The sequence below is a fragment of the Herbaspirillum sp. 1130 genome, assembly GCF_017833835.1.
In the GTDB taxonomy this organism is placed as follows: domain Bacteria; phylum Pseudomonadota; class Gammaproteobacteria; order Burkholderiales; family Burkholderiaceae_D; genus Herbaspirillum; species Herbaspirillum huttiense.
Genome location: NZ_JAFICQ010000004.1, coordinates 313844 through 337691, shown reverse-complemented (window position 1 = coordinate 337691; position 23848 = coordinate 313844). Strand labels below are relative to the sequence as shown.

General features: G+C 59.5%; 32 protein-coding genes. 26 read left to right on the top strand and 6 right to left on the bottom strand.

The features are described 5' to 3' along the window. Window positions 1–492: 492 nt before the first annotated feature. From JOD78_RS19335 to JOD78_RS19325, 3 genes are all read right to left on the bottom strand, one after another. A complete protein-coding gene (locus JOD78_RS19335; protein WP_209567411.1) occupies window positions 493–855 on the bottom strand; it encodes a hypothetical protein in 363 nt (120 codons plus the stop codon). Between the two features lie 342 nt (window positions 856–1197). Beyond that, entirely contained in the window at window positions 1198–2250 is a 1053-nt protein-coding gene (locus JOD78_RS19330; RefSeq protein WP_209567410.1) for a phage portal protein, read from the bottom strand. Then, window positions 2250–4031, bottom strand: coding sequence for a terminase ATPase subunit family protein (locus JOD78_RS19325; protein WP_209567409.1), 1782 nt, complete (start codon window positions 4029–4031; stop codon window positions 2250–2252). The genes JOD78_RS19330 and JOD78_RS19325 overlap by 1 nt, the downstream gene beginning before the upstream one ends. Before the next feature lie 143 nt (window positions 4032–4174). Between JOD78_RS19325 and JOD78_RS19320 the strand changes: the two genes are divergently transcribed. From JOD78_RS19320 to JOD78_RS19260, 13 genes are all read left to right on the top strand, one after another. After that, window positions 4175–5017, top strand: a complete 843-nt coding sequence (locus tag JOD78_RS19320; protein WP_209567408.1) for a GPO family capsid scaffolding protein — start codon at window positions 4175–4177, stop codon at window positions 5015–5017. A gap of 51 nt (window positions 5018–5068) precedes the next feature. Beyond that, a complete protein-coding gene (locus JOD78_RS19315) occupies window positions 5069–6112 on the top strand; it encodes a phage major capsid protein, P2 family (protein WP_209567406.1) in 1044 nt (347 codons plus the stop codon). After that, a complete protein-coding gene (gene gpM / locus JOD78_RS19310; protein ID WP_209567404.1) occupies window positions 6112–6831 on the top strand; it encodes a phage terminase small subunit in 720 nt (239 codons plus the stop codon). The genes JOD78_RS19315 and gpM overlap by 1 nt, the downstream gene beginning before the upstream one ends. Window positions 6832–6920: 89 nt before the next feature. Further along, entirely contained in the window at window positions 6921–7412 is a 492-nt protein-coding gene (locus JOD78_RS19305; RefSeq protein WP_209567402.1) for a head completion/stabilization protein, read from the top strand. Beyond that, window positions 7412–7621 carry a tail protein X gene (locus tag JOD78_RS19300; protein ID WP_209567400.1) on the top strand — a complete coding sequence of 70 codons (210 nt, stop codon included), beginning with the start codon at window positions 7412–7414 and terminating at the stop codon, window positions 7619–7621. The genes JOD78_RS19305 and JOD78_RS19300 overlap by 1 nt, the downstream gene beginning before the upstream one ends. A gap of 4 nt (window positions 7622–7625) precedes the next feature. After that, window positions 7626–8036 (top strand): hypothetical protein, encoded by a 411-nt coding sequence (locus tag JOD78_RS19295; RefSeq protein WP_245202213.1) that lies wholly within the window; start codon window positions 7626–7628, stop codon window positions 8034–8036. Then, the gene (locus tag JOD78_RS19290; protein WP_209567398.1) at window positions 8033–8563 is read left to right on the top strand and encodes a glycoside hydrolase family 104 protein; all 531 of its coding nucleotides are present in this window, start codon (window positions 8033–8035) and stop codon (window positions 8561–8563) included. Before JOD78_RS19295 ends, JOD78_RS19290 begins: the two co-directional genes overlap by 4 nt. Continuing rightward, the gene (locus JOD78_RS19285) at window positions 8560–9129 is read left to right on the top strand and encodes a lysis system i-spanin subunit Rz (RefSeq protein WP_209567396.1); all 570 of its coding nucleotides are present in this window, start codon (window positions 8560–8562) and stop codon (window positions 9127–9129) included. Before JOD78_RS19290 ends, JOD78_RS19285 begins: the two co-directional genes overlap by 4 nt. Next, on the top strand, window positions 9083–9568 hold the full coding sequence (locus JOD78_RS19280; protein WP_209567393.1) for a phage tail protein: 486 nt from the start codon (window positions 9083–9085) through the stop codon (window positions 9566–9568). The genes JOD78_RS19285 and JOD78_RS19280 overlap by 47 nt, the downstream gene beginning before the upstream one ends. Further along, window positions 9565–10035, top strand: a complete 471-nt coding sequence (locus tag JOD78_RS19275; RefSeq protein ID WP_209567391.1) for a phage virion morphogenesis protein — start codon at window positions 9565–9567, stop codon at window positions 10033–10035. Before JOD78_RS19280 ends, JOD78_RS19275 begins: the two co-directional genes overlap by 4 nt. 148 nt (window positions 10036–10183) lie before the next feature. Beyond that, the gene (locus JOD78_RS19270; protein ID WP_209567390.1) at window positions 10184–10612 is read left to right on the top strand and encodes a DUF2267 domain-containing protein; all 429 of its coding nucleotides are present in this window, start codon (window positions 10184–10186) and stop codon (window positions 10610–10612) included. Window positions 10613–10625: 13 nt separating this feature from the next. Further along, window positions 10626–10769 carry a phage virion morphogenesis protein gene (locus tag JOD78_RS19265; protein WP_348534274.1) on the top strand — a complete coding sequence of 48 codons (144 nt, stop codon included), beginning with the start codon at window positions 10626–10628 and terminating at the stop codon, window positions 10767–10769. Between the two features lie 75 nt (window positions 10770–10844). Beyond that, window positions 10845–11093, top strand: coding sequence for a hypothetical protein (locus JOD78_RS19260; protein WP_209567388.1), 249 nt, complete (start codon window positions 10845–10847; stop codon window positions 11091–11093). A gap of 381 nt (window positions 11094–11474) precedes the next feature. Here the strand turns inward: JOD78_RS19260 and JOD78_RS19255 are convergent, their stop codons facing one another. Beyond that, window positions 11475–11624, bottom strand: a complete 150-nt coding sequence (locus JOD78_RS19255) for a hypothetical protein (RefSeq protein ID WP_209567385.1) — start codon at window positions 11622–11624, stop codon at window positions 11475–11477. 199 nt (window positions 11625–11823) lie between these two features. Here JOD78_RS19255 and JOD78_RS19250 point away from each other — a divergent pair, with 199 nt between their 5' ends. The 13 genes from JOD78_RS19250 to JOD78_RS19185 are packed head-to-tail and all read left to right on the top strand — an operon-like array spanning window position 11824 to window position 22532. Continuing rightward, window positions 11824–12468: a phage baseplate assembly protein V gene (locus JOD78_RS19250; RefSeq protein WP_209567384.1), complete on the top strand. Its 645-nt coding sequence runs from the start codon at window positions 11824–11826 to the stop codon at window positions 12466–12468. Beyond that, complete coding sequence (locus JOD78_RS19245; RefSeq protein ID WP_204727237.1) at window positions 12465–12809, top strand: GPW/gp25 family protein; 345 nt, start codon at window positions 12465–12467, stop codon at window positions 12807–12809. The genes JOD78_RS19250 and JOD78_RS19245 overlap by 4 nt, the downstream gene beginning before the upstream one ends. Next, window positions 12806–13729 carry a baseplate J/gp47 family protein gene (locus JOD78_RS19240; protein WP_209567381.1) on the top strand — a complete coding sequence of 308 codons (924 nt, stop codon included), beginning with the start codon at window positions 12806–12808 and terminating at the stop codon, window positions 13727–13729. The genes JOD78_RS19245 and JOD78_RS19240 overlap by 4 nt, the downstream gene beginning before the upstream one ends. After that, a complete protein-coding gene (locus JOD78_RS19235) occupies window positions 13722–14342 on the top strand; it encodes a phage tail protein I (protein WP_209567379.1) in 621 nt (206 codons plus the stop codon). The genes JOD78_RS19240 and JOD78_RS19235 overlap by 8 nt, the downstream gene beginning before the upstream one ends. After that, the gene (locus JOD78_RS28045; protein ID WP_245202212.1) at window positions 14339–15571 is read left to right on the top strand and encodes a phage tail protein; all 1233 of its coding nucleotides are present in this window, start codon (window positions 14339–14341) and stop codon (window positions 15569–15571) included. Before JOD78_RS19235 ends, JOD78_RS28045 begins: the two co-directional genes overlap by 4 nt. Before the next feature lie 2 nt (window positions 15572–15573). After that, window positions 15574–15852 carry a phage tail protein gene (locus JOD78_RS19220; protein ID WP_209567377.1) on the top strand — a complete coding sequence of 93 codons (279 nt, stop codon included), beginning with the start codon at window positions 15574–15576 and terminating at the stop codon, window positions 15850–15852. Window positions 15853–15876: 24 nt separating this feature from the next. Next, a complete protein-coding gene (locus JOD78_RS19215; protein ID WP_209567375.1) occupies window positions 15877–17052 on the top strand; it encodes a phage tail sheath protein in 1176 nt (391 codons plus the stop codon). Between the two features lie 57 nt (window positions 17053–17109). Continuing rightward, window positions 17110–17619 (top strand): phage major tail tube protein, encoded by a 510-nt coding sequence (locus JOD78_RS19210; protein WP_112076923.1) that lies wholly within the window; start codon window positions 17110–17112, stop codon window positions 17617–17619. Between the two features lie 59 nt (window positions 17620–17678). Then, window positions 17679–17996, top strand: coding sequence for a phage tail assembly protein (locus tag JOD78_RS19205; RefSeq protein ID WP_209567373.1), 318 nt, complete (start codon window positions 17679–17681; stop codon window positions 17994–17996). An 8-nt stretch (window positions 17997–18004) separates the two neighbouring features. Beyond that, window positions 18005–18118, top strand: a complete 114-nt coding sequence (locus JOD78_RS19200) for a GpE family phage tail protein (RefSeq protein WP_209567371.1) — start codon at window positions 18005–18007, stop codon at window positions 18116–18118. After that, window positions 18119–20743, top strand: coding sequence for a phage tail protein (locus tag JOD78_RS19195; protein WP_209567369.1), 2625 nt, complete (start codon window positions 18119–18121; stop codon window positions 20741–20743). Between the two features lie 11 nt (window positions 20744–20754). Continuing rightward, the gene (locus tag JOD78_RS19190; protein WP_209567367.1) at window positions 20755–21306 is read left to right on the top strand and encodes a phage tail protein; all 552 of its coding nucleotides are present in this window, start codon (window positions 20755–20757) and stop codon (window positions 21304–21306) included. Beyond that, window positions 21303–22532, top strand: a complete 1230-nt coding sequence (locus JOD78_RS19185) for a contractile injection system protein, VgrG/Pvc8 family (RefSeq protein ID WP_209567365.1) — start codon at window positions 21303–21305, stop codon at window positions 22530–22532. Before JOD78_RS19190 ends, JOD78_RS19185 begins: the two co-directional genes overlap by 4 nt. On the opposite strand, the gene JOD78_RS19180 is transcribed toward JOD78_RS19185, so the two are convergent. Together JOD78_RS19180 and JOD78_RS19175 are read right to left on the bottom strand one after the other, a co-directional pair. Next, entirely contained in the window at window positions 22533–23228 is a 696-nt protein-coding gene (locus JOD78_RS19180) for a DUF1496 domain-containing protein (RefSeq protein ID WP_209567363.1), read from the bottom strand. Between the two features lie 91 nt (window positions 23229–23319). Continuing rightward, entirely contained in the window at window positions 23320–23778 is a 459-nt protein-coding gene (locus tag JOD78_RS19175; protein ID WP_245202211.1) for a helix-turn-helix transcriptional regulator, read from the bottom strand. Window positions 23779–23848 lie beyond the last annotated feature (70 nt).

The window sequence follows — 23848 nt, the reverse complement described above, 5'->3', positions numbered from 1 at the left end:
GAAGTATGCATTGCAGCACGAAGTAGGAAAATCAGACATCTAGCCAAATCAGATAACATTTCACCTACAAATCCGGACTGATTTGGAATGCCCTTGCCTTTAGGGCTGTTATAACCTTGAAGAGTTTGCTATTGCGAGCAAAGAGAGAGCCAACGGCAGCCATCCAGCAATTAATGCTGGAATAACGCGCTGCGTTCTCAGAAAGAAAGTTGCAAACCACATTAGAAGAGCATAAATGAGTGGATATGCAACGCAGTAGATCAATGCTCGAAGTGAATAAGAGTCCTCGAATAACTCTTCAAAGCTTCCTGAGAATCCAGCCGAAAAAACCTCTTCGGCACTTGGGAGAACAATAAATGCACAAAGTAAAAGTGGCAGAGCTGAAGCGACTATGCCAGCGATTACTATACGTTTAGTGAGGTCTGTTTTTACGCGACTCGAATTGACGCCTAAGGAATTTTTTATTTTTTGTCGTCTATTCACTGGCGAATCCTATTTGGTCAATTCAACAGCAGCATTCGCAGAGTTTTCCCCTGATGCAGTCTGAGGGAAATGGCCGCGGTCGACGAATTCCTCCTGTAACAACATGAAGACCATATGCGTAAAGGCTGACTCCAGCACCGCCCTATACTTTTCGCGCGCTGCTGGGACTTCCTGATATTTTTCTCTCAGTCCATCGCCAAAGATGTGATAAACGTCAATAGGCTCCGCTTCGTCCGCCTGCATTGCTAATACACACGCTCTGACTGCAGAGTGAGAAAGATCGCTGACTAGCTCACCATTTTCTGCCATTTCCGCGATCGAAGTCAGAATTCGGAGATATCGGACCGCGATTTTATTTGAGTGTGTGTACATATCTCTCTCCATTTCTCCAGGAATTCTAATCCGCTCGACTAACTGGCTGTATCAGGGAAATCCCGACACAGCGCATTCAATCGGAAGTGATGGAGATTGAATCCTTTCAAAATGCCAATTTTCATACCCTAGATGTACCCGAGCGCCGCATAGCTTCAAATTCACACTGAAAATCATCTCTGCATTCTTTGTTGCAGAACAGTAATCCAGCGGCTATCGGTTCGTCACAAAAATGGCAACGACAATCTGGCTGTAGCAATGGAGCGCGTCGCGCTGCTGCTAGGCCGGCTGCGATAGTTCGGTAGATATTGCTGTCTGCGTTATCTGCATGATCGCTCACGATTATTTGCCCTCATTGGTAGGAAGTTGATAGGGACGGAACCGGACCACCTCTTGGTCGGCCCATTCGTTCAATGAAAGAAACTGCGCCTGCAATGGCTCAATCTCGTTGCAGCCAAAGACGGCGGCGGCTTTTGTCACATCGCCGAATCCGCCGGTGTTGTTGGGCATGGTTCCGAGCAATTGCGGCGGCACGCGATGCGCGGCCAGCACGTCGTCGCGCGTGCAGTTTTTGATGTTGAAAAATTCATCCTTGGCAGCGATCTCAGATACCGGCAGGATCTGCAGGCCGTCTTTCTTGCCGCCAGGTGCATACACAAACAAGTTGCGGAAGTTGCCCGGTCCCTTACTGTTGCGCATTGCCTCGCGCAGCTTGTCCACGTCATTGACGTTGCTGGCCGTGTCGGTCATGTAGAGAATGAAGCCGGCATGCGAGCCGTTGAGGTAGTAGCGCCGGCGGAAGAGCGTGGCCGACTCATTGAGCCAGGCAGATTGCAGCGCACTCACGTATTGCGGCACGCCGTACACTTCCTGATTGATGTCGGGCGCCTGCAAGTGCCAGATGCCGTCTCGCTCAAATTCGTAGGTATCTCGCCAGCCATTGACGAAGAAGTAGCGCCCTGGCTCTACCCCGACGCGCGTGTATTTGGCCAATGCCGGCTTGAGGTTCAAAAGCTTCCCCGTCATGCTCTCGCGCCGCTCGGCGTAGCAGTTGCCGAACAGCAGGAAGTCCAGCGCCAGGCGCGTGAAGTCTCCACGCGACAAGACGGCAGACGGCTGGAAGGTCGAGGCCAGGATATTGACCTTGCACCAGATCGCACTAGCGTGATGAACGCTGGCATTCAAGGACTTGGCCAGGCCTGCCATGCTCAAGGGCGGCTCGTACCAATCGCCATTGCGGTAGCACTCGACATCGGCCAGCATGTCGCGGCCCTCCAGCACGGGCGAAGGATCGCCAAAAGAAAACGCTTCAACGGCTGGCGACGGCAGCGCCTCGGCCTTGGCCGGCAGCGTGTTGTCGGATGCAGCCGCGCGGCGGCGTGCTCTGTGTTTCATCAGAAGAACTCCATGGAAGAGGTGTTGTTAGCGGTAGTGCCTTCGAAGGGCTCATAGTCGAGGGCGTGCATGACCGACCAGGCCAAGTCAGCGTGGCCGGTTTCTTCCGAGCGGCCGGCGTCATAGGTGACGGCGCGGCCGCTGGGTGTGAGGATCTTGCGAATGGCCATGAAGGACTGCGCGATGTCCGTCCAGCCGGCATCGAACTGCAGGCGTCCACTGCGGATGATGTTTTGGGCCTTCAACACCATCCGCGTTTTGACCTCCGGCGAATAGCTGATGGCGGTAGCACCTGGGAAGAACTGTTTCACCAGGGGATAGACGCCCACGCCCATGCCCGTGGTGTCGATACCGATGTACTGCACGTTGTAGCGGCCGCACATTTCCTTGATGAGCGCGGCCTGTTCCGCAAAATCTTTGCCGCGCCACTGGTGGCGTTCAAGGATGCGGAAATTGCCGCCAGGGACCAGCGGTGGTGCAATCACGGAGCAGCCGGCGCTGTCGCCCGTCAATGAAGGGTCATAGCCAATCCACACAGGCCGGTGGCCAAAGGGGCGTGCCGTGAAGGGCTTGTAGTCGTCCCAGTCCACCCACGAATCGACCATGCCGCGCTGCAGATCGGCCAAGGGGAACACCGACGCGGAATCGTCGATGAAGTTACACATCAAGAGGTTGTCGAACTGGTCCGGCGAGTATTCGAAGTCGCGCAGCTCATCGATGTCGAACAGATCGCAGCCGCCGGCTGCGGCGTCCATGATCGTGACAATCTGACGCCAGATTTTGTCCTCGCCCGTAAAACCCGAGGACAGCCGCTTGTGGCTCACATCGATGTTGACCTTTTCTCCCTTGGCGCGGCGCTTGTTGAATGCTTCACCGGTCCAGAACGGATAAGCCTGGTGCGTGGTGGCCGAGGGCGTGGAGAAGTAGGTCTTTCTCCACTTCTTGTGCAAGGCCATGCCGGACGCCACCTTGTTCAGCTCAGTGAAATTGTGCGTCCAGAAGAATTCATCGAAATAGAAATTACCGTGATAGCCCTGCGCGGTGCGTGCGTTCGTGCCAAGGAAATACAGGTGCGCGTCGTTTGGCAATACGATAGGATCGCCGGACAGCTCCACGCCGCACGCGTCCTTTGCAAACTGGATGATGTATTGCTTGAAGACGTGCGCCTGCGATTTCGAAGCCGAAAGAAAAATCTGATTGCGCCCGGTCTGGATCGCATCAATCAAAGCTTCTCGGGCGAAGTACCAGGTCGCGCCGATCTGGCGCGATTTCAGGATGATGCGAGTGCGCTCGTTGCCGTTTCGGTACCAGACCTTTTGATAGTCGAATAGGGAATCGTTGAATGCCTCGACAATGCGCTGCTGGGCCTCTTCGCTGAACTCGTTGCGCACCGGCTTTTTCTTCGGGCCGGCATTGCGATTGGCGATTTTGGGATTAAGGTCGGTCTCATTGCCTCCCGGCTGCTCATAGCGGCGCACGCGCGCGGCCTGCACAAGCTGGCGCATTAGTGCGTCGAGTTCCTTGTACTCGCCGTTGCCCTTTACTTCCTTGGCGATCAGCTGCACTATGCGCGCTTCAAGGGCAATCTCTACGCGCTCAAGGCGGGAGACTTTTTCCCATTCATCGCGGTGCTTCCAGCTATTGACGGTGGAACGCTTAATCTTCAGGTGGCGCGCAATCGACGAGATGCGCCAGCCCTCGAAATAGAGCCGGCGCGCAACGTGCCGAGGCTCTGTCGCCTGGTCGATGTTGTCCTTGATGTCTTCTGGAATTTCTAACATGCCGCAAGCGTAGGCGGCGCGCGCGCGTAGCGGGGACTTTGCCGAGTCGCTATCCCTGATAACAACCCTTAGTTCATTGATGCATTTCGCCCATCGGCAGAAGATGACGTTATCCGATCAACCGATAACGAGCGCGAAAACTCATGGCAACCAAGAGCAAATTTTTCCGCGTCGCGACCGAAGGCGCGACCACCGACGGCCGTAGCATCAGCCGCGAGCAAATCCAGCAGATGGCCGACAGCTACAACGTGAAAACCTACGGTGCTCGCGTGTGGGTCGAACATCTGCGCAGCTTGCTTCCTGATGGCCCGTTCAAGGCCTACGGCGATGTGCTGGCAGTGAAGGCCGAAGAGGTCGACGCCGAGAACGGTAAGCGGCTGGCCCTGTTCGCCCAGATCGAACCGACGCCCGCACTGATCGCCATGAACAAGGATCGTCAGAAGATCTTCACCAGCATCGAGCTGGCCGACAAGTTTGCTGATACCGGCAGCTCCTATCTGGTCGGCCTGGCCGTGACCGACAGCCCCGCCAGCCTGGGCACCGAGATTCTGCAGTTCTCGGCCACCAATCCGAAGGCCTCGCCCTTTACTCCCCGAAAGCTGAAGCCGGAGAACCTGTTCTCTGAAGCCATCGAGGCCAAGCTCGAATTCGAGGAAGACGGCCCGAGCGTGGCCGAGACCATCAAGCAACTGTTCAGCCGCATTGGTGGCGGTGAGAAGAAGGCCGATGCCCAGCACGCCGATGTGGTTGCCGCCATGACCGCCGTGGCCGAGAAGGTCGGCGAGTTCGCACAGGCCGCCACACAGGCCAGCAAGGATGCGGCCGAGGCCGTGGCGCGTCTGGAGAAGCTGGAAAAGCGCGTGGGCGATGAATCGACCGCTGCCGAACAATTCCGCCAGACCATCGACCTGACCGACAAGAGCAACGTGCAGCGCCCGCCGGCCACCGGTGGCAGCAACAGCGGCACCGTGCAGACCGAGTTCTAAGCTGCCGGCCGACTAAGTACACCATTTCCGCATTTCACTGGAGCAGAACACATGAAGAATCAGACCCGCGCCGCCTATAACGCCTACACTTCGCGCCTGGCGACGCTCAACGATGTTGCCGGCGGTGCCGTCCACTCCACCTTCTCGGTGGACCCGAGCGTGCAGCAGAAGTTGGAAGACAAGATGCAGGAATCGTCCGAATTCCTGGGCAGCATCAACATCATCGGCGTCGATGAGCTGGAAGGCGAGAAAATCGGCCTGGGCGTGTCCGGTCCCATCGCCAGCCGCACCGATACGCGCGGTGACAAGCGCCGCAGCACCCGCGACGCGTCGGCCATGACGAATACCCGCTATCGCTGCGAGAAGACCAATTTCGATACCCATATCACCTATGCCAAGCTGGATGCCTGGGCCAAGTTCCAAGACTTCCAGACCCGCGTGGCGAACGCGATCCTGAAGCGCCAGGCGCTGGACCGCATCATGATCGGTTTCAACGGCGTGAAGGTCGCGGCCGATACCAATCTGACGCAGTATCCGCTGCTGCAGGACGTGAACAAGGGCTGGTTGCAACAGATCCGCGAGAACTCGCCGCAGCGCGTCATGGGCCTGGTCGGCCAGGATCTGCCCGGCAAAGTGGTCATCGGCGGTGGTGCCGGTGCGGACTATGCCAACCTCGATGCCGCCGTGTATGACGCGGTCACCAATCTGGACCCGTGGTATCAGGACGATACCGGCCTGGCGGTCATCGTCGGCCGTGAACTGCTGCACGACAAGTATTTCCCGCTGATCAACAAGGAGAAGGCCCCGACTGAGACCCTGGCCGCGGACATCATCATCAGCCAGAAGCGTATCGGCGGCCTGCCTGCGGTGCGGGTGCCGTCCTTCCCGGCCAATGCCATGCTGATTACCCGCCTGGACAATCTGTCGATCTACTTCCAGAACGGCGGCCGCCGCCGTCGCGTGGTGGACGAACCTAAGGCCGACCGCATCGAGAACTACGAGTCGTCGAACGACGCCTATGTGATCGAGGACGAGGGCCTGGCCGCCCTGGTGGAAAACGTGGTGCTGCAGGATGCGGCAGCGGGCGGCGCCTAATGTCCCGCCTCTCTCCTGCCGCGCGCCACCGTGAGCGCATGCTTGGCAAGCTGGCGGCATCCGCCGGCGAGCCGGGCGGCGTGACCACCGGCAGCGCCTATGAGCTGATGCTGATGAAGCTCCATGAAGACCGCCGAACGCTGTCGAATATCCAGTCTATTGAACGCAAGATCGAGATGAAGGCGACCATGCTGCCGGCCTATCAGGACTGGATTGATGGCGTGCTGACGGGCGGCCGTGGCGCCCACGACGAAGTGCTGGTCAACGTACTGGTGTGGCACATCGATGTCGGCGACTACGAACGCGCCCTGCAGCTCTCGGCCTATGCCCTGGAACACCAGTTCAATTTACCGGATCGCTACAACCGGACCTTGCCCACGCTGCTGCAGGACGATTTCGCGGGCGCCAGCCTGGGCGGCAAGTTGAAGGACGACCCGGCCCGCGCGGCCGAGATCCTGCAACAGGTCCTGGCCATGACCGGCAATGCCGATACGCCCGACCAGGCGCGCGCCAAGGTGCATAAGGCGCTGGGCCTGGCACTGCTTGAGTTAGTCAATCAGGTGGACGCCGAGAACATCACGGCGGCAACGGCTGACCGGGCCACGGCTTCGCTGCAGCACCTCACCCGTGCGAGCGAGCTGCACCAGGCGGCCGGCGTCAAGAAGGAAATCGAGCGGCTGGAACGGCGACTGAAGAAGTTTGCCGAACCGGCCAAGTAAAGAGCACCCCACGGCGCAGGGGCGGCCCGAGACGGAAGCGACTTTGTTCGTCGGATGTCTCGGCCACCGCCCCCCACATATTCAAAACCATGAGCTATATCGACGAGGTGCCGGTGACGGCGGGGCCGACCGTGCCGGCCGATGTGAAGGCCATCACCAATGATGGATTTTTCCCTGACATCAGCATGCCGGCCATGCGGGACGCCATGCGGCTGGATTCGACCGTGACCGACGCGCGCCTGCGTCCGGCCCTGGTGGACGCGATCCTGACCACGAATCGGCTACTACGTGAATGGCAGGCCAGTTACCTAGCCAAGGGCATCCAGAAGCTGGAAGAGGTGCCCGCGCTCAAGGTGGACGGTGAAAGCCAGTACGTCGCGCACTATCGTCGCGCCGTCTACAGCTTCGCCAAGGCTGACATCTTCGAGAGCTATCGGGACTACGACACCACCGCGAGTGCCCTGACCGACAAGAAAAACATGGAATGGATGGACACCGCGCCGGACGTGCAGCGCCGTAACGGCCATTGGGCCATCAATGACATTCTCGGCCGCACGCATGCAACCGTGGAGCTGATCTGATGCAGGTGCGCAGCCAGCAGGGCGACACACTCGATGCGTTGGTGTTTCGCTACCTGGGCGCCAGTAGCGGCTATGTGGAACAGGCCTTAGCCCTCAATCCGGCCTTGGCCGCGTTGGGGGCCGTGCTCCCAGCGGGAACGATGGTCACGCTACCTGCTGCAGTAGAAGCGCCCAGCACCGCGCAAGACAGCATCAGCCTGTGGGACTGACAACATGAATACCAAATTATTGACAAGGGGAAATCACGTTATGGCAGCAGAATCCGCTGGTGGCATCGCTGCCATCCTGAAAATCTACGGTATCAAGGCCGTGCTCGGCATGGTCGGCGCCGCGCTGCTCTATATCGTCCTCCCCCCGCGCAATCTCGATGGCTCCTTCAACGAAAAGGAATTCGTGGTGCGCCTGGCGTGCGCGGGCGCCTTCTCCATCATGTTCGGCGACCTGGCATTTTCGGTGCTACTGCAGCACGTGCCGACGATTGCCGCCGTGCTGGGGCCGAAGCCGGTCGATTTGATGGTGGGCGCGCCGGCCTGGTGGATTACGCGGGCCGTGGCGCTGTGGTTTCAGCGACGCCAAGGCAAGGACATTGCTGAGCTGGCGCGCGACGTGAAGGAAACGCTGTGAACGCCACCGACAACCGCCGCGCCTTCCTGGGCATGCTGCGCTTCTCCGAAGGCACGTCCAATTCGCCGACCACGCGCGACCGTGGATATGACCAGATCGTCGGCCGCACCCGCTTTACCAGCTACGCCGATCATCCGCGCGTGCGGGTCTGGATTCCCCGCATCAAGAATTGGTCTACCGCCGCCGGAGGCTATCAGCTACTGATGCGCTACTACGATGTCTACCGCAGGCAGCTTGGGCTGACGGGGTTCGGTCCGGACGTGCAAGACGCCATCGCCCTGCAGCAGATCAAGGAATGTCGGGCGTTGCCCGATATCGACGCCGGCCGCCTGGCGGACGCTATCGCCAAGTGCAAGAACATTTGGGCTTCCTTGCCGGGCGCTGGCTATGGTCAGTTCGAGCATCGCTATGTGGATCTAGAAAAGGCATTTACGCGGGAAGGCGGCGAAGCAATCGTGCTGCCGACCCTGAAGACCAGCGAGGAACTGCACTTGGCCTTCCTGGATGCAGGCGGGGTGTTGGCATGACGCTTGCCGATACCTGGCGCACCCGGTTGCGTGCTGGGCTCGGCGTCGGCTTGCTTGTGGTGGCTTTTGTATCCGCCTGGGCAATCCAGGGATGGCGCAAGGATGCCGACATTGACCGCCTGAAGACCGGCATTGCCGTGGCCAATCAGGTAGCGGCGGACGCCAGGGCAGAACGCGCGCAACAGGTTCTACAGGCCGAGCGCAACGCACGCGACGCCATCCAGGCCATTACCGACAAGCTCACCAATGAAAGGGATGCAGCCCGCCATGAGAAAGACACTTACATTGCTGGCGTGCGCAGCGGCGCTATCCGGCTGTCAGTCCCCGTCAACGCTGCAGTGCCAGCCTGGCCCGGCTGCGCAGATACCGGCGCTACCGGTGGAGCTGGCCAGGAAGCGCGAGCCGAACTTACGCCAGCGGCAGCAGAGTTTCTTGACGACATCGCCAGTGAAGGCGATGACGCCATCCGACAAAGCAATGCCCTGATCGACGCCTACAACGCCTTGCGCGAGAAACTGAATGTACAAGCCCAAGAACCTGCGGGATTACCTGCGCAAGGCCATTAAGGATCTGGCGCAAAATCCGGACAAGCTGCACATCTTCATCGATGAGGGCGGCTCGCGTGCGACCGGCACCGCCGGGCTCTCCTTTGAATATGACTATGTGTTGAACCTGATCTTGACCGACATCGGGCTGGACCTCGATTTGGTGTTCGTGCCGCTGCTGGCCTGGATGCGGGTTCATCAACGGGAGGCGTTTGCCAACCCGGAAAATGCCAAGAAGGCCATCCGCTTCGAAGTGGACATGAATAGCGCCGACTCTCTCGATCTGTCGATCAAGCTGGCGCTAACCGAGCGCACGATTGTGAAGCGGCAAGATGGCGGCCGGCTGGAGATCATCCACGTGGCCGAGCCTCATCTCGCGCCGCCATTCGCGGATGACTTCTGGCAGCTCTACCAGGGCGATAGCCTGCTGGCCGAATGGGATGTGCCGCGGCTGCCATGAGTGATGATCTGCAACGCCTCGAAGAATGGGCCGGCGCCCTGATCGCCAAGGTTCAGCCGGCCAAACGGCGCCAACTGGTGCGCCAGGTCGCGAACGATTTACGCCGCGAGCATGCGCGCCTGATCGCCCAGCAGGTGGCGCCTGATGGCACGACTTATCCGGCGCGGAAGAACCGCAAGGAACTGCGCTCCAAGTCTGGTCGGATCAAGCGACAGAAGGCGGCCATGTTCAACAAGCTGCGCACGAATGCTTACCTGCAAGTCCAGGCGGATGCTAGCCAGGCGTCGGTTGGCTTCCTCGGCAAGGTGGCGCGTATTGCTCGGGTACATCATGAGGGCTTGCCGGATAGGGTCGCGCCGCGCGGCCCAAGCTACAAGTATCCGGCCCGCCCGCTTCTAGGGTTCAATCCTGCTGACGTAATGCTGGTGCGCGACAGCCTGTTACGACATATTGCTAGTGCCCAGTAAAATTCGGCACCGGCACCAGTTACATCTGCGGATTTACAAGCTTTTTCCTTCGCTGCGCCCAAAGGAGGTCACCAGTTGGTATCCTTTCCTGATTTCCGATCCGGGCCGCTCCTCGCCGGATGCTATATCCCTAGAGAACGAAGTCGCCATGCCAGTCCCTGTTGAATATAGCCGCGCATCAGAAATTTTCTATGACTTTCTAGTCGAGGCCCGTAACGGCGCCGACCTGTGGAGCACGCACGTTACCTACACAATGGTGGAGGGGGTGCTCCATACATTCCGGCGGCGACTTACGCCACAGCAGACGATTTCTTTTGCCGAGTTGCTACCAGTATGCTTGCGTTCTATGCTTATCCGGCGCTGGGATCTGTCCGAACCGACGGTCCCTTTCGGTAGCAGAGCTAGCATGACTGAGGAAGTGCGCGCGCTACGCGGCCGCCACAACTTTTCTCCTGATACCGCTATAGCGGTGGTGGCCAGTGCCCTGCTCAAACGAGTAGATCAGGAACGATTCTTTGCGCTCCTAGCTGAGCTGCCAGCAGGTGCAGTAGAGTTCTGGAGCGAGAAGCCGCACTGAGGCACCTGGCATCGTGCTTGTGCATCATGAGGGCCTGCAAGACAAGGTGGCTTCGCGCGGGCCGAGCTTCAACTATCCTGCCCGTCCACTGCTGGGCTTCTCGGCAAGCGATGTTGCAGAGCTTCGTCGGATCCTCTTGGAACATCTCACAAAATGACATGTCCTTGCTATAAACTGCTGATGGACAATTTGTCGAGTTGGGATGCACTCTTCTCAGATGGCGGGACAGAAAATGGAGCAGAAGAAAAAGTTCGCGAATCAAATCGCTGAGCTGCAGCAATTGAATAAAGTATGCGAAGCGGTGCTCACCTCCGTAAAAGACCTGAATATGAGAATTCCACCTGAGCGCGAGCAATGCAGAGAAGGGATGCGAGCACTGCGGAAAATGCTGACAGAGATGAGGATATTGAGCCTTCAGGTAGAGATGTACATAGCTGAATATTCGGATCTCACTGCTGCCTCGAACGACGATATTAAATAATTGCGAGCACAGAAAAACCGTCGTAGATACGCTTTATATACGGGCTCCAGTGCGGCAGCGAGAACTGACCAAGTTTCACTACGCATGAATAGTGGGGATATCAGCGCCAGTAGCCGCTTTCTCAAAAGCACTCCACAAATATTCGATTCGGCCATGCCGAGCGATCGTGGCTGGCCCAATCTCAGATTAGACCAGCCGTCCTTTTAGCGCAGTGCTGTGCTCATCAACTCGCAGCGTGCACCATGAGCGTCTGGCTCCCCGGAGCAAGTTTGTCCTGCGCGTGCACCAGACGCTGCGATGAGCCCGACTACGACCAAGAAATACACGAGGTAGATACGCATGGTTACTCTCCTAAAGTGGGATTGAGAAGAGTGGGGCTATTCAGCCAGGAGGCATCCGACCGGCTTCGAGCATCCATTCACCCAGTAAGTCCCAGTCGATAGAAGTGGACATGATGGTGTCGGCGGCATAGGCTCCAGATGTTCCGAGCAGACCTGCGGTGAGGGCCAGTAGAGCCAGATAGGTACGCATGATGTTCTCCTTTAGGTTGAACCCGAATCCAGATTCGGTATGGATGTATCTTGCTCTCTATGCGTTACGCCTAAATTGCAGAGAGTCACTGTCTCATTTCAGTTGAAATATTGCGAATATTGAGAGTGCAGCGGCAATATCCGGGATAACAACCCGCCGCGAAGTGCCTTCCCGCGCGCGATCCGGCAACATGGGTTGCATGAAGCCCGACCTCTCCGAACTCGTTCGCACCATCCCGAATTTGATCCGCACTGGCAAGATTGCCGAGATCAACGCGGACAAGGTGCGCGTGCGTTTGTCGCCTTCGTTGCTGACCACTTGGCTGCAGTGGATTGCTCTGCGCGCGGGTGATGTCATCGATTGGTGCCCGCCGTCCATCGGCGAGCAAGTCATCGTCTTCTCTCCCAATGGTGATCTGACCCAAGGTAAAGTCCTGGCCGGCCTGTTCTCGGCCGATTCCTCGGCACCGCAGACCTCCCTGAAAATTCGCTCCATCCACTACCCGGATGGCGCCGTGGTGCTCTACGATTTCGGCAAGCACTCCCTGTCGGCCATCCTGCCGGCCGGCAGCTCGGCGCTGGTGAAGGCAGATGCGGTGACCGCTGACGCGCCGCAGACCACCTGCACAGGTGATGTGACCATCAAAGGTAATCTCGTGGTGGAAGGCTTCAGTGCTCTGAACAATGGGGCCAAGGTCCTGGGCGGCGACGGTGGCGCGGCAATCGTTATTGACGGCGACGTGACGGCCACAGGCGACATCAAGGCCGGTGACATCAGCCTGCGCAATCACCCGCACGGCGAAATCAAGCGCGGCGATGAAAAATCCGGAGTGCCGCTGCCATGATCGCCATGAACGCATCCACCGGCAGCAGCCTATCTCTGCTGGATCATATCCGGCAGTCCGTGCGCGATATCCTCATGACGCCGCTGGGCACCCGCATCTACCGTCGTGCCTATGGATCGGAAATCCCCGAACTGATTGACCAGCCCCTGAATGGAGTGACCGTCATGCGCATCTATGCGGCCGTTGCCTATCGCCTGACGCTCTGGGAGCCGCGCATTTCTCTTTCGTCGGTGAACCTCAACCGGGACGCCAGCGGCGCAATCTCGGTAGTGCTGCAGGGCGTGACCAATGGCACCGCTGTCGAATTCTCCGTGCAGGTCCGTGAAGGGGCGACGCAATGAGCTCGCCCATCGACCTGTCCCTGCTACCGGCACCGCAAGTGCTGGAAACCCTGGACTTCGAAACCATCCTGGCCAGTCGCAAGGCGGCCGTGCTGGCGCTGCTGCCGGAAGACGAGCGCGAGGCCGCTGCCAATGTGCTGTCGCTGGAGTCTGAGCCGGCTACCAAGCTGCTGCAGGAGAACGTCTATCAAGAGCTGTTGCTGCGCAATCGCGTCAACGATGCCGCCAAGGCAGTCATGTTGTCGTTTGCCATCCGCGCCGACCTCGACCAGATCGGCGCTAATACCAACGTCAAGCGCCTGGTATTGGTCGAAGCTGATCCGGATGCCTCGCCACCGGTGGCCGAGGTCTTGGAAGGCGACGATGCGTACCGCCTGCGCATTCAGGAAGCGCCTGATGCGCTCTCGACGGCCGGCCCGCGCAATGCCTATGAATTCCATGCGCGCAGTGCTGATGGACGCGTGCTGGACGCGCGCGCCGTCAGCCCAGCACCGTGCGAAGTCGTGGTGGCCGTCTTGGCGAACTCGGATGACTGGCAGGCGCCGGCTGACCTGCTGCAAACCGTCGATGCCGCACTGTCGGCCGAGGATGTCCGGCCCCTGGGCGATCTGGTCTCGGTGGTACAGGGCCAGGTCACCGACTACGAGCTGGAAGCGGTGGTGTATGTAGAGAAAGGTCCAGAGGCGGCCATCGCTCTGAACGCTGCCCGGTCGAACGCCGCCGCCATCTCCAAGCCGCTGCGCCCGCTGGGCTATAGCGTCTATCGCAATGCCTACGTGGCTGCGCTGAAGGTCGAAGGCGTGCGCAATGTAGTCGTGAAATCCCCTACGGCGGACATTCTGTGCGGGCGCACGCAAGCGGCACGCTGCACCGGCATCAAGATCACCGCCGAGGTGCTGGAAGAGGTGGACGATGTATAACCCGGTCCCGACCCTGCCGCCCAATACCACGCCCCTGGAGCGGGCTCTTGCGCGCGCCTGCGCCGCCCTGGCCGACACGCCGGTGCCGCTTCGTCTGCTGTGGAATCCCGACCGCTGCCCGGTGGAGTTGCTGCCCTTCCTGGCCTGGTCCTTTTCGGTGGATCGCTGGGACGATAGCTGGCCCGAGACCATCAAGCGCGGCACGATCAAGGCCGCCCGCTACATCCACCAGCACAAGGGCACCATCGCGGCCGTGCGCGGCGTGGTCGAGTCCCTGGGCTACATCATCAAGATCAGTGAATGGTGGCAGACCGAACCGCGCGGCCCGCGCGGCACCTTCGCTCTTGAGGTCGGCGTGCTGGATTCGGGCATCACCGATGAAATGTTCCTCGAAATGGAACGCCTCATTGACGACGCCAAGCCGCTATCGCGTCATCTGACCGGGCTGCGCATCCATCTGGAGACCCGTGGACAGATCAACGTGGGCGCATACGCGCAGTTCGGCGAGGCCATCACTGTCTATCCCTGGTCGCCGGACAGCATCGAGACCGCCGGCGGGCCCTTCATCGGTTGCGCCACCCACATTATTGAAATCATGAGCATCTACCCATGAGCACCTATTTTTCTATTCCGACCGAGATCGGCGAGGCGCGAATCGCCAATGCCCTGGCGCTGGGCATTCCGCTGAAGCTCACGCACATGGCCGTGGGCGATGGCAATGGCGTCGTGCCGATGCCCGACCGCAAGCAGACAAGCCTGATCAAGGAACAGCGCCGCGCCCCGATCAATACCCTGGAAAAAGATCCGAAGAATCCCAGTCAGATCATCATTGAGCAGGTGTTGCCGGCCGATGTCGGCGGCTGGTGGGTGCGTGAAATCGGCATCTTCGATGACGCCGGCAACTTGTGCGCAGTCGCGAACTGCCCGCCCAGCTATAAGCCTCTGCTGAGTGACGGTGCCGGAAAGGATCAGGTCGTGCGCGTTGTCTTGCTGGTGTCGAGCACTGCAGCCGTCGAGCTGAAGATTGATCCTGCGGTGGTGCTGGCCACGCGCAAATATGCGGATGATGCCATCGTGGCCTATGCGGCACCGAAAGCGCATACGCATGCCGACCTGGCACCACTCAAATCACCCGTGTTCACTGGCCAGCCGGTAGCACCCACTCCGGCGGCCGGTGCCGATGTGGGGCAGGTGGCCAATATCGAGTTTGTGGCCAGCGCGATTGCGCAAGCCATGGCCGGGGTAATTCCTTTCCTGACGGCCGTTCCTGCAAAGAAGCTCGTCGATGTAGTGATGGTCAAGAGCATTGGCTTGGTGGAGTGGGTGGACGTAGCCGGCACTGGCGAGTTTCATGGTTACCGGACCTTGCGCTGCGGTGCATTGGAATTCGGCACCACCGCTGCACCTCGATCGTATGAGGCCGACCTGGTCGGTGGGCTTGGCTCGAAGACGAGTCAAGCATCAATTTGGGCATGGGCACAGCAGAACGGGCATAGCGTCGCCGCCGCGAACTGGACCGCGAAGACGTTCAAGTTTGCCGATGTGGATGCCAATACCTTCCGCTTTCCGGATCTGCGTGACGTGTTTCCCCGTTTCACCGGCACGGATGCCGATAACGGCAGTGCGCGCACGCTTGGCGCTTATAAGGGCGACACGCTCAAGGACCACAACCACGGCCTGATCTTTTCCAGCGGGGTGGGCGGCACTGATGTCGTTCCCTACGGCGCGGGCGGTTCACAAGCCATTGGCACGCGAGCCGTGACCGGTGTTGTGGCCGCCGGCATCGCAGGCGCAGAAACAGCGCCCAAACACACCGCATTCAATCCACGTATTCACCTCTGATCATGCCCCCGATTACTTGCTACCAGACCGACGACAACGGCATTTTTCTGCATACCGTGACTGCCTACCCCTTCCCAATGGAGGATCGTCTTAACGTGCCTTATCAGGCGGTGCAGACGGCCGTGCCGGAAATCCCGGCTGGCCACCGCGCGCGCTGGCTCTCGCCCTTCCGTCCGATGGATCCGGAATACGACACCGCCGGCGAGTGGGTCATCGAAGAAATTCCCGCACCGGCGGAACCGGCGGAAGAGCCGGCCGCAGAATCCCCGGCGCAAGCCTAATCCGAACCACTAGGAGTTATCACTATGGCAGCTGACTACCACCATGGCGTGCGCGTCATCGAAATCAACGAAGGCACGCGCCCCATCCGCACCATCTCCACCGCCGTCATCGGCATCATCGTCACGGCCGATGATGCGGATGCGGCTGCCTTTCCGCTGGATACCGCAGTTCTGATTACCAATGTCGTCGCCGCACAGGCCAAGGCGGGCAAGCGCGGCACCATGCGCCGCGTGCTGGACGCCATCGCCGCACAGGCCAAACCGCTGGTGGTGCTCGTGCGCGTGGCTGAGGGCGACGACGAAGCCGAGCAAACCAGTCTGGTTATCGGCGGCGTCTCGGCCGACGGCCGCTATACCGGCGCCAAGGCCCTCTTGGCAGCACAAGCCAAGCTCGGTATCAAGCCGCGCATCCTGGGCGCGCCTGGCCTGGACACCAAGGCGGTGACCAATGCGCTGGCTTCCCTGGCGCAGACCCTGCGCGCCTTCGTCTACGCCTCGTGCTGGAACTGCGCCACGGTGGTGGCCGCCACCGCCTACCGTGCGGAGTTTGGACAGCGTGAAGTGATGCTGATCTGGCCGGAATTCGTCTCGTGGGACACCACCTCGAATGCCGATGTGAGTATCTCGGCCGTGGCCTACGCGCTGGGTCTGCGCGCCAAGATCGACGAGCAGACCGGCTGGCACAAGACGCTGTCCAATGTGGTGGTGAACGGGCCGACGGGCATCAGCCGGGACGTGTTCTGGGATCTGCAGGACCCGGCCACCGACGCCGGCGTGCTCAATGCCAAGGAAGTCACCACCCTCATCAACATGAGCGGCTACCGCTTCTGGGGCTCGCGCACCTGCGAAATTCAGGGCGGTTACTTCCCCTTCGAGAACTACACGCGCACCGCACAGGTGCTGGCCGACACCATCGCCGAAGCGCACATGGTCTTTGCGGACCTGCCGATGACGCCCTCGCTCGTCAAGGATCTGGTGGCCAGCATCAATGCCAAGTTCCGATCCCTGAAGGCCAGTGGCTACATCATCGACGGTGAAGCCTGGTTCGATGAGCAGTTCAACGACAAGGACACCTTGAAGGCCGGCAAGCTGACCATCGACTACGGCTACACGCCCGTGCCACCGTTGGAGAACCTGCTGTTCCAGCAGCGCATTACCGACCAATACCTGGCCGACTTCGCCGCGCGCGTCGCCGCCTAATGGGTAGCCGGCCGGTACGCCTGGCCGCCTCCCGTCCTCACATCATAGGAGTAAGACATGGGCATGCCCCACAAACTGAAGGATTTCAACCTGTTCGAGAATGGCATCAGCTTTGCCGGCATGGCCACGGAGGTGACCTTGCCGAAGCTGTCGCGCAAGATGGAGGAATATCGCGCGGGCGGCATGTCCGGTCCGGTCTCGGTGGACCTGGGCCAAGAAGCCATCCAGCTGGAGTGGACCGCCGGTGGCCTGGTCAAGGAAGCGCTGAAGCAATACGCGGCCAAGTCCCACGGTGCCGTGCAACTGCGCTTCGCAGGCGCTTACCAGAATGACGATGACGGTTCTGTGCAGGCGGTGGAAATCACCGTGCGTGGCCGCTACAAAGAAGTGGATATGGGCAATGCCAAGGTGGGCGATGACACCTCGCACAAGTTCAGCATGCCCCTGAGCGCCTACAAGCTCACCATCGACAACGAAGTGATGTTCGATTTCGACTTCATGAACGGCATCGAGATCGTCGGCGGTGAAGATCGCCGCGCCGACATCCGCAAGGCTATCGGCCTGTAATGGCCAGGCGGCACCCCGCCGCCTGCCTCTCCTAATTCCCAATTTGACAAGGAACCACCATGACCACCGCAACCGCCCCCAAAATCGAAACCGTTGTTGTCGAGCTGGACGAACCGCTGACGCGCGGCAATTCCCAAATCACCGAGCTGACCCTGCGCCGTCCCAAGTCCGGTGCCCTGCGCGGCGTGAGCCTGATGGATCTCATGAACATGAACGTGAGCGCCCTGCAGGTGGTGTTGCCGCGTATCAGCGAACCCGCCCTGACGCAGTTCGATGTGGCCGCCATGGACCCGGCCGACCTGATCAAGTGCGGTATGGAGGTCTCTGTTTTTTTGGCACCGAAGGCGGACCGCGCCTTGGTCTCCCAATCGAAGTAGAAGACGCCATGGCCGACATCGCGACGGTGTTCCACTGGCCACCGGCCGCGATGGAGGACTTGGAACTGACAGACCTCATGAAGTGGCGCGAGCGCGCCCGAGTAAGAAGCGGGGCGGAGTAAATGGCAAATGAACTGAAAATGCAAGTGGTGTTCTCCATGATGGAGAAAATCACCGCCCCGCTGAAGAAGATCGCCAGCGGTGCCAAGGACACCGGGAAGGCACTGAAGGACACCAGCGACAGGCTGCGCGAGCTGAACAAGCAACAAAAAGACCTCGACGGCCTGCGCGACCTGCATCAGGGCATGCGCAAGACGAATGCCGAACTGTCCACCGCGCAGCAGCGCGTGACCGAGCTGGCGGCCAGGATGAAGGGTGTAGAGAACCCGACCCGCGCCATGACGCGTGAATTCAATGCCGCTGTGCGCAGCGTCAAATCCCTGCAGGACGCCAGCGAGCGGCAAGGCACGCAGTATCGTGCGCTGCGCGAGCGCTTGGCCGATGCGGGTGTTGGTTCGCGCCAGCTTGCCAACGCGCAGACCTGGCTCAAGAACAGTATTGCCGCCACCAACGCCGAATTGGCTGAACAGCAAAAGAAGCTGGCCGCCAGCAGTCGTCAGCAGCAGGTCATGGCCAATGCGCGCCAGCGCGCCGACAAGCTGCGCAGTACGGCCGGCGGCCTGGCAGCGGCGGGCGTCGGTGCCACGGCGAGTGGCGCTGCCATGGGCGCGCCGATGCTGGCTGGTCTGAAAGAAGCCACGCACTACGAAACTGAGAACGGTCGCGTGCGTGCGCTCGGCCTGGGGCCGGCGGCGACCGCCGAAGCGATCAAGTTCGCGCGCGACATGAAGACCTACGGCACCAGCCAGCTCGACAATCTGCAGTTGCTGCGCGACGGCATCACGGCCTTTGGTGACACGCATCACGCCGAAATGGTCGCGCCCATGATGGCCAAGATGAAATTCGGCAATCACGCCTTCTATGGGGAAGCCGAGGGTGCCGAGAACGAGCGCAAGTTCATGGACATGCTGAAGGTCATCGAAATGCGCAACGGCACCAAGGACATCGGCACCTTCTCCAAGCAGGCCAACATGGTGCAGCAGGTGCTGACCGCCACGGGCGGCCGGGTCGGCCCGAGCGAGTGGCTGAACCTGATCAAGACAGGCGGCATCGCGGCCAAGGGCATCAAGGATGAAGCCTTCTATTACCAGCTCGAATCCCTGGTGCAGGAAATGGGCGGCAACCGGGTCGGCACCTCGATGATGAGCGCTTACCAGAACCTGTACCAGGGACGCACCACCAAGCGTTCCATTGCCATGCTGTCGGACCTGGGCCTGATCGGGGATCAATCTAAGGTCAAGCACGACAAGGCCGGCCAGGTCTCGTTCCTGAATCCCGGCGCCATCAAGGGCGCGGATCTGTTCCGCGAGAACCAATTCGAATGGATGGAAAAAGTGCTCTTGCCGCAGTTGGCCAGCAAGGGCATCACCGATGAGAAAGGCATCCTTGACGCCATCGGCGGGATCTTCTCGAACCGCACGGCGGCGCAGCTCTTCTCCACCATGTACCAGCAGCGCACGCAGATCCACAAGAACGAGAAACTGAACCGGGGCGCTGCCAATATCGACGAGCTCGATAAGCTCGGACGCGACACCGCCAGCGGGAAGGAACTGGAAACCCTGGCCAAGGTAGCGGACTTGAAACTGGAGCTGGGCACGAAGATCCTACCGCTCTACGCATCGGGGCTGCAGATGGCTACCAGCGCCGTCCAGGCGCTGACCGGCTTCATGGAGCGCAATCCTGCCAAGGCCAAGGCCATGATTGTGGGCTTCAGTGCCATCGCCGCCGTCATGGTAGTGATGGGGCCGCTGATGCTGGCCCTGGCGTCCGTGATCGGCCCGTATGCCATGTTGCACGTCCTGTTCGCGAAAATTGGCCTGCAGGGTAATCTGCTCATGCCCATTCTGCGTGGTATCGGGACGGTCTTCATGTGGCTCGGGCGGGTATTCCTGATGAACCCGATCGGCCTGGCGGTGACCACCATTGCCGCCGCAGCCTATCTGCTGTATCGGAATTGGGAACCCATTGCCGGATTCTTCGGAAACCTATGGCAGCAGGTGCGCGGCGCGTTCGCGGGCGGTCTGGCCGGGATTGGTGCATTGATCGTGAATTGGTCTCCGGTGGGACTGTTCTACCAGGCGTTTGCGGGCGTGCTGAGCTGGTTCGGCATCGAGCTGCCGGCCAAATTCACCGAGTTCGGCGCCATGATCCTGCACGGATTGGTCAACGGCATCACCAGCGGCATTGGCGCCGTCAAGGATGCGGTGCTGGGCGCCGGGGCCAGCGTCATTGGCTGGTTCAAGGAAAAACTAGACATCCATAGTCCGAGCAGGGTCTTTGCCGAGCTGGGCGACTACACCATGCAAGGCCTGGCCGTGGGCTTGAATCGGGGCCAGGACGGGCCGCTGTCGACCGTTAGCAGTCTCGCCGGCAAGCTGGCTAGCGCTGGCGCGGCCGTGGCCATTGGTGCGGGCAGCGTGCCGGCGATGGCCTTCGATAGCCGGCCACCGATCAGCGGTGGCAGCGCGCAGCCTGTCGTCTACCAGGGCGATACCGTGCAAATCATCATCCAGCCGACGCCCGGCATGGATGAGCAAGCCATCGCCCGCGCGGTAGCCGCTGAGCTCGACCGCCGCGACCGCATGAAGGCGTCGCGCCAGCGCTCGAACCTCGCAGATTGGGATTAAGGAAAAACGTCATGATGATGGTCTTGGGAATGTTCGTCTTCAGCCTGCCGACGCTGGCCTATCAAGAGCTGCAGCGGCAGACGCAATGGAAGTTCGCCAGCAATGCGCGCGTGGGCCGGCGTGATGCGGTGCAGTTCACCGGCAAGGGGGATGATCTCATCACCCTCACCGGCTGGATTGCACCGGAGCTGACGGGTAGCGCCTTTTCGCTGGATGCCCTGCGCCTGATGGCCGATACCGGCAAGAGCTGGTTCCTGATCCAGGGTACGGGGCGCATCTATGGTTCTTATGTGATCGAGAGCATGGATGAAGGGCGCACTGTGCTGGACGGCTATGGCGACGCCAAGCGCATTGAGTTCACCATCAAGTTAAAGCGCACCGACGATAGCGTGCTGTCGTCGCTCGGTCTTGGCGATATCTCGGATCTGCGCAACATGGTGGATATCGACGGCATCACGAACAGCATCGCTGACAAAGCCCGCGATGTGGTGGTCAGTGCCATCGATGGCGTCAAGTCCAAGGTCGGCGGCATCGTCGGTAAGTTCGGCGGGGCTGGCCAATGACCACCACCGCGCCGGCATTCCGCATCGTCATCGAGGACAAGGATATCAGTCACCCTGTCTCCGACAGACTCATGAGCATCACCTTGCGCGAGTGCCGGGGTGATGAAGCCGATCAACTGGACATCGAGCTGAACGACTCCGATGGCAAGCTGAAGATACCGCCCAAGGGCGCCAAGCTGAATTTCGCGCTCGGCTGGCTGGGTTCGCCGCTGGTGGACAAGGGCGCGTTTGTGGTCTCCGAGGTGGAGCACAGCGGCGCCCCGGATCGACTCACCATCCGCGCCAGGTCGGCCAGCATGATCGATGCGTTTCGGCAACAGCGAGACCGTAGTTTCCATGAGACCACGCTCGGTGCCGTGGTGGATGTCATCGCCGCCGACAATGGGCTGGCATCGGGGATATCGGCCGGCCTGCGGTCCATCGCCATCAAGCACCTGGACCAGACGCATGAGAGCGATTCCGCGCTACTGCGTCGCCTGGGCAAGAAATATGACGCGGTGGCTACGGTGAAAAATGACACGTTGTTGTTCATGCCGATCAACGAGAGTCGCACCGCCAGCGGCAAGCCGCTGCCCGTGGTGAAGGTGGTGAGGGCGTTGGGGGACCAGCACCGATATCACAGCTCAGAATCCGATGCGTATAGCGGCGTTCGCGCATTCTGGATGGATGAGAAATACGGACGCCGCCGCAGTGTCGTCGCTGGCCAGGCAGGCAACAGCAAGCGCTTGCGCACCACGTTCGCGAATGAGACTGATGCGCGCGCTGCCGCCGTGGCCGAGTGGCAGCGCATTGAACGTGGCTTGGCCACCTTCGAGATGCAGCTCGCCCTTGGCGATGCCAGCATCATGCCGCAATCGCCTGTAGTGGTTTCGGGATTCAAGGCAGATATCGACGCCACGGAATGGCTATCGAAAACCGTCACGCATTCCATCAGCGGCAGCGGTTTTACTACGCGAATTGAGTTCGAGACCAAATCTGAGGAAGCCGATACAGAGCGCGAGCTTGATCAGGATCCAGAGGAAGGTATCACCGGCGTGAAAGCCGAGTGGCACGACAAAGCAAAGAAGAAAAACAGTAAGGGCACCGAGCTGGCAGGTAAGGCCGACAACGCCAAGACACTGAAACGGACCTATGCCTCCAAGCAAAGCGCCAGCCGCGCAGCTGCACTGGAGTGGGCCAAAATCAAAGAGGTCCGCGAGATCATCGCGGAGAACAACTCGGATTGACTATCGTGGCTTCGACCAAAATGATTTGCCGGTCGTCACGTCGTAAATACATTCCTTGATCAGATCGCCGTCCACTTTGATGGAACCGCCACGCGAATAAGCCTTGCCTTCGAAATAGCAGCTATTGTCTGCAACCTGCTCCGGCTCAACCGGCGCAGGCATTTTGTAGAGCAACCATCCGCATATCGAAGCGAGGAGGATGACCAAGATCCATAGGCCGCGAGTGCTTCGCTGTAAACGCATATACCCAATGTCTTTCTCGGCACAGGCGTAGCAAATAGGTGGGGATACGGCGGGAGGAGTGGGCTCTTCGGATGGCGAACTTTTAGAGACTGCGGGGCCGCTTGGCACCGTGCCTTTTTCTAGAGATTCATTTCCTTGTTTAGCCTCGGCGATCCACTGATTAATTTGAGCCTTCACCTGTGGATACTTTTCACGCGGCATGAATTTCATTTTTGTCGCACCGAAATCCGTCAAGATTATGCGATACAGCGCTAACGGTTCCTCGCCAGTCTTCGCGCAAAGTTGATCAATTAAATCGGCGATGGTGCGACGCTGAAGTTGAGTCAGAGTTTCTACCTTCTTGTTATCACCCAGCAGATTTAGAGTAACCACACTACTCAGTTGTGGTGCTTCATGAACGCTACCATTAACCAGATGAACGACTTCCCCTTCAACATTTAACTTGTGCTCCATTACTTCCCCAATAACGCTTAAATACCCACTACGTGTTACGCGAGCAACCAGATATGAGCTCGACACGGGCAATGCCCAACTACACACTCTTTTACTTTTTCTTTTCTGCCTTCACGCGAGCGGCTTTTACCTTGCCGGGCGTATCTCCATTGTTGACGGTCCCATAGACATCGCCGTTGACCTGATGGCCGACACTGCCTCCAATCGAAACGACATGTCGCGCCTGGGTTTTTTCTTGCGGAACCGCGCCTTCGATAACGCCTAGTACTCGTACTTTGCCCATCAGATCAAGTTTCCGGAAACCATTTAATAACTGATCCTCCTCAGCCGACAAAGCTCCAGGGGTAGGCACGCCAAACATAACGTAGGTGACATCGACGCCGATCTTTGATACCGCCACCATAAAACCGATGTCAGGAAGTGTCTTCCCTTGTTCGTAAGAAATTTGGGCCAATTTTTTGACGCCACCGACTGCAGCGAATGCTTCTTGCGAAAGGCCAAGCCTGTTGCGCTCGCTCTTCAATCGCTCGCCGAATGTATTTAATTCCATATTGAAAAACTCTTGACGGGTATGTTTTTAAATACTATATTTCCGTCATTGCTAAGTGACGTATACAAAT